Genomic DNA, 4,556 nt, shown 5'->3' on the forward strand with positions numbered 1-4,556 from the left:
CTGCGCGCCGCAGCCGGCGCGCAGCAGTCACGATCGTGCTCGGGCTTGCGGTGGGGACCTCGATCCTCTCGGCGAGCTTTGCCACCGGCGACTCGACGACGCAGGGCATCCGCGAGAGCGCCATGGCGGCGTTCGGACGCATGGACGAGACCGTAGGCGTCGAGGGCGACCTGTTCTTCCCCGCGTGGGTGGGCGACCGTCTCGCCGAGCACCCGGCGGTGCGCCGGGAGCTCCGGGCGCTCTCGCCGCTCGTGCTGGCAAGCGCGGCCGTGTCGAACGCGGACGCAAGCCAGTGGGAGCCGCGCGCGCTGCTCGTCGGCTACGATCCCGAGCGCTCCGGTGCGCTCTCCCCCTTCCACGACGCCTCCGGCGCGCTGCGCGGCGACCGCCTCCGCGCGGGCGAGGTCGTTCTCAACCGCGAGCTTGCCGAAACGATCGGCGCCCGCGCCGGCGACCGGATCGAGCTTCGCTACGCCGCCTTCCCCGATCCACTTCTGCCCGAGGTCTTCTGGAAGAACGGCACGCTCTCCGCTTCTGCGCTGGGTCCACAGGGCTACGTCCACGCCCCGCAGGACGACCACGAGCTGTCGTTCCCCGTGCACGCGGGCGCGCGGTTCGTGACCGCCGTCCTGCTGTGGCGCGACGGCGTGGCCGACCTCGACGTCGAGCTCGTCTCGCCGTCCGGCCGTTCGAGCCTGAACGCGAACGGGACGACCGGCGCGCCCGACGTCCCGGCGATCCTGAACGCCACCGGCGAAGCGGGAACGTGGACCGCACGCGTGCACGCCAAGGCGGCGGCAAACGTGCCGTTCCAGTTGAGCGTCCTCGCTTTCTACGAGATCTACGACCTCGACCGGATCCGGTCCGCCGAGAGCGCCTACCGCAACGAATCGCGCCGCGTGGGCGGCCCCGACCTCGACGACATCCTTCGCCCGCAGCTTCGCTCGAAGAACGTCACGGTCGCCTTCGTCGCCTCGCAGGAAGGTCGCGGCGCCTTCCTCAACGCGCCCAATATCTTCCTGCGCCTGGACGAGCTTCAGGGCATGCTCGAGAAAGAGGGCCGCATCAACCTCCTCGCCGCCAGCAACGCGGCCGACGTGGAGGAGGGCCTCGCCCGCACGGACCGCGGCGTGGCCGCGCTGCGGCACGCCGTGGACGACCTTCGGCGCACGCACGCGGACGAGCCCGTCGTGGCGAGCCTCAAGGTGGAGGGAATCAAGAAGTTCTGGGTCGACCAGGCCCTCGAATCCGGCTCCCTCTTCTCGAACTTCCTCACGATGATGGGGAGCTTCAGCATCCTCGCCGGCCTCGTTCTCGTCGCCAACGTCTTCTCCATGGTCGTCGAGGAGCGGCGCGCGGAGCTTGGCATCGCGCGCGCGATCGGCCTTCGCCGCCGCGACCTCGTGAAGGCCTTCGTCGCCGAGGGCATGGCCTACGGCGCCGTCGCCACGGTCCTCGGAACGCTCCTTGGTCTCGCGCTTGCCGCGCTCCTGCTCGCGGGCGTGAACGCGGCCGTCGCCGACCGCCTGCAGCTTGTGATCCCCTTCCACGTCGAGGCGCGAAGCGCAGCGGCGGCTCTTGCGGCCGGCGTGCTTCTGGCCGCCGGCGCCGTGCTCGTGTCCGCGTGGCGGGCCTCGCGGCTCCACGTCGTCTCCGCCATCCGGCGTCTCGAAGCGCCCGACACGACGGGCGCGCGCGCGACCGTGCTCGCAGGAGGCGCGCTTGCGGTCCTGGGCGCGGGCGTCTCATACGCCGGCTTCGCGTACGCCTCGTTCTCGGCCGTGCTGCTTGGGCCAAGCGTGATCGTGCTCGGCCTTGCCCTCCTGTCGCTGCGGCTTGCCCGCCGCTCCACGGCCGCCAAGCTCGCGGGCGTCGGCCTTCTCGTCTACTCGTTTGCCACCATCGTCGCCATCCGCACGCCCGACACGACCGAGGCCATGATCATGGGCCCGGTGCGCGCGCTCGTCATGGTCGTGGCCGCCGTGCTTTTCATCATCCACGTCGACCGCCTGCCCGCGCTCCTCGCCCGCCTGCTGGGCCGCGTGCGCGGGCTGCGACCGGCGATCCTGCCTGCCATCGCCTACCCGCTCCACCGCAAGCTTCGCACCGGCCTTACGGCCGTCGTCTTTGCGCTTGTGATCACGGTCGTCGTCCTGTTCTCGATCTTCTTTGCGATCTTCACCCCCGACGTGCGCAACCATGCCGGCTCGTACGACGTGCGCGCCGAAAGCACGCTTCCGGTCGACGACCTCCCGGCCGCGCTCGGCTTTCCTTCGGGCCTTCCCGGCGCGCGCGCCGTGGATCATCTCGTCGTTGCCGAGGTCTGGGGCGGCGAGCTCCTCCGCATCGACGGCAAGAGCGCCAAGCCTCGGGGGCCGCCCATCGACCGCGTCTTCGGCTACGACGAGAGCTTCGGCCGCAACGCGGACCTTCCGCTCTTGGAAATCCACCCGCGCTTTGCCACCGCGCGCGAGGCGTATCTCGCCGTCGCGCGCGACCCCACGCTTGCGATCGTGTCGCAGGCCTACGCGATGGGCGAGGACGGCCGGCCCGGCGCGCACCACGTCGGCGCCACGCTCACCATGAAGACGCGCGACGGCGAGCGCGCGTTCACCATCGTCGGCATCCAGAAGCAGACGTTCCTTGCGGGCGTCTTCGTCGCCGACGAGGTCGTGCGCGCGCACTTCGACCACCTGCTTGGCGCCTACTTCCTCAAGCTCGATGCCGGCGCGGACGCGCGAGCCTTCGCGCACGACCTCGAGGCGCGCGGGCGCGGCATCGGCCTCGACGCAAAGTCGCTCGCGGAGGAAGCCGAGCAGTTCCTCGATGCCACGCGCCGGCTCTACCAGCTGTTCCAGATGTACCTTGGCCTTGGCCTTGTGATCGGCATCGCGAGCCTTGGCATCGCGACGGCCCGAAGCGTGCTCGAACGCCGGCAGGAGATCGGAATGCTGCGCGCGATCGGCTTCCCGCGCAGGCTCGTGCTCGCAAGCTTCCTCCTCGAAGTGCTGTTCACGGCCGGGCTCGGGATCGTCTGCGGCCTTGCCGTGGGCCTCTCGGTCGCCTGGGGCGTACATTGGACGAGCCTCCGCGAGCTCGGCTACGACTTCGTCGTGCCCTGGGGCGACCTTGCGATCGTGCTCGCGGTGGCGCTTGCCGCCACGATCCTCGCGACGCTGGGGCCCTCGCTTCGCGCAAGCCGCCTTCCGCCGGCCGAGGCCATCCGTTACGTCGAGTAGGTTTTACTGCGCAATTGCGCAGTAATCTCAGACGCCCTTCAGCGCCTTGCCGTAGACTTCGACGTGGAGACGCGTCGTCACGCGCCCGTGCGGGAACTCCCGCACGACAAGCGGCGCAAGCCACGCCAAGCGCTCCTGCAGGACCTCGCGCCGCGTTCCCTCGGGCATGAACAGCACGCGGTCGCGGGGGAGCCCGAAGCGCTCGACGAAGGCGATGGCCTCGCGGAAATCGGATTCGTCGGCGACCACGAACTTGTACCACGCGTCTTCGGCCGCAAACGCCTCGAACACCGCCCGGTCGTACGCGAGGCCCGAGGCGGCGCTTGCAAGCTTGGGCGACACGTTGTACTGCACGCCGAAGACGCCAAGCGGGCGGTGCGCTCCGTTCGTCTCGATCTCGACCGTCTTCTTGCTGGCAAGAAGGCCGCGGACGAGGTCGGTGAGCGTGCGCCATTGAAGAAGCGGCTCGCCCCCCGTGACGACGACGTTGCCCGCGCGGCTCTGGCGGGCAAGCGCGAGGACCTCCGCCGCGCGCAGGTTCTTCCCCTCGCCGCCGGAGAGCCACGTGTACTTCGCGTCGCACCACGAGCAGACGCCGTCGCAGTGGCGCAGACGGACGAAGAAGCTCGGGAGGCCCATCCGCACGCCCTCGCCCTGGAACGATTCGAACATCTCCGACACGGCAAGCTCGCCGGCGCGGACGGCCGCGACCGCGGCGCGGTTGTGCGAGGGACTCTGCGAGAGATCGAGCGGCAACGCCAAGCCGAGTCGTCGCTTGGGGCTTGAATCTACCGGGAACCATTACGCGGTGACGGCGGCGCACCGAAAGGATTTAACGAGCGGCCGGCATCGCCCTTCGAGGATACCATGAGCCGTCGAAGAGCCGTTCTCCTGCTCGCCGGGCTGCTTGGCGTCGTCGCGCTTGCGGGCGCGGCGCAGGGAGCCGACGTCGCGCGCACCCTGCGCGCCGTCGCGGACGACAACTGCACAAACCCGCGAGGGAACCAGGGCTTTTGCTTCGATCAGGAGCGGATTACGATTGCGCCGGGCGACAACTTGACGATAACGTTCGAGAACCCGGACGACCAGCCGCACAACTGGTGTGTTCGGATCGGAGGCACTGCACATTGCGCTCCTGGTCCCGAGCTGCACCGAACCATCAACACCGGCCAAACGGCCACTGTTACGATCAACAACATTCCGGCGGGACAATACCGTTACTTCTGCAACCCGCATGATGGGGCCGGCATGGAGGGCCAGCTCGTCGTCCAAGCCGACGGCGGCGGCAACGGCCCGCCCCCGCCGCGCGACCGGACG

The 4,556-nt window shown here is 69.8% G+C and carries 3 protein-coding genes; 2 read left to right on the forward strand and 1 reads right to left on the reverse strand.

Annotated elements, in window-relative coordinates:
• On the forward strand, positions 1-3,239 hold a 3,239-nt coding region (locus tag VM681_04610; protein ID HVL87279.1), incomplete at its 5' end, for an FtsX-like permease family protein.
• Positions 3,240-3,266: 27 nt separating this feature from the next.
• On the opposite strand, the gene VM681_04615 is transcribed toward VM681_04610, so the two are convergent.
• Positions 3,267-4,001 carry a 7-carboxy-7-deazaguanine synthase QueE gene (locus VM681_04615; GenBank protein ID HVL87280.1) on the reverse strand — a complete coding sequence of 245 codons (735 nt, stop codon included), beginning with the start codon at positions 3,999-4,001 and terminating at the stop codon, positions 3,267-3,269.
• A 105-nt stretch (positions 4,002-4,106) separates the two neighbouring features.
• On the opposite strand from VM681_04615, the gene VM681_04620 reads away from it, so the two are divergent.
• Positions 4,107-4,556: plastocyanin/azurin family copper-binding protein (locus VM681_04620; protein ID HVL87281.1), on the forward strand; the 450-nt coding region annotated here is incomplete at its 3' end.

This window comes from Candidatus Thermoplasmatota archaeon, assembly GCA_035541015.1.
Classification (GTDB): Archaea; Thermoplasmatota; SW-10-69-26; order JACQPN01; family JAIVGT01; genus DATLFM01.